The following is an 800-nucleotide window of genomic DNA, read 5'->3' as shown; positions in this document are numbered from 1 at the left end:
CCGGTCCCCGCGGGTCAGGGCAGCGCCCTGCACAAGGCGTCGAGGGTGCCGGCCCAGGCGTGGTCCGGTGGGGTCCCGTAGCCGACGACCAGGGCGTCTGCCGGGGTGGTGCCGGTGGCGGGGTGGCGGTAGCAGGTGAGGCCGTGGACCGCCAGGCCCTGCCAGGTGGCTGCCTGGACGACGGACTGTTCGGTGCCGGGTGGTAGTTGCAGCACCGCGTGGAGACCGGCCGCGATGCCGGTGACGTGGACGTCGGGGGCCCGGTCGGCGAGGGCCTGGACCAGGGCGTCCCTGCGGCGGCGGTAGCGCAGGCGGGCGGCGCGGACGTGGCGGTCGTAGGCGCCGGAGGTGAGGAACTCGGCGAGGGTGAGCTGTTCGACGACGCTGACGGAGTGGGGGGTGACGTCCGGCACCAGCCGGGGCGGCACGACCATCCAGCCCAGGCGCAGGCCGGGGGCGAGGGACTTGCTGGCCGTGCCGAGGTACACCACGTGGTCGGGGTCGAGGTCCTGGAGGGCGCCGACGGCCTGGCGGTCGTAGCGGAACTCGCCGTCGTAGTCGTCCTCCAGGATCAGGCCGCCGGTGCGGCGGGCCCAGTCGATGACGGCGGCGCGGCGTCCGGGGCGCAGGGCACCGCCCAGGGGGAACTGGTGGGCGGGGCTGAGGAGCACCGCGTCCGCGTCGGCCGGGATCTCCGTGCGGGTGCCGAGGTCGTCGTGGGGCAGCGGGACGGTGCGCAGGCCGGCGCGGGCGGCCAGGTCCCGGTGGACGTCCAGGCCGTGGGACTCCACGGCGAGGGT

Annotated in this window: 1 protein-coding gene; it reads right to left on the bottom strand. The window is 76.2% G+C overall.

Annotated features, from left to right (window positions below; genetic code table 11):
• Nucleotides 1–14 precede the first annotated feature (14 nt).
• A partial coding sequence (locus B9S61_RS06260) for a PLP-dependent aminotransferase family protein (RefSeq protein ID WP_258039569.1) occupies nucleotides 15–800 on the bottom strand: 786 nt, incomplete at its 5' end.

The sequence above is a fragment of the Streptomyces sp. SM1 genome (genome assembly GCF_002910825.1).
GTDB classification, from domain to species: domain Bacteria; phylum Actinomycetota; class Actinomycetes; order Streptomycetales; family Streptomycetaceae; genus Streptomyces; species Streptomyces okerensis.
This window is presented reverse-complemented; position numbering and strand designations above follow the sequence as displayed.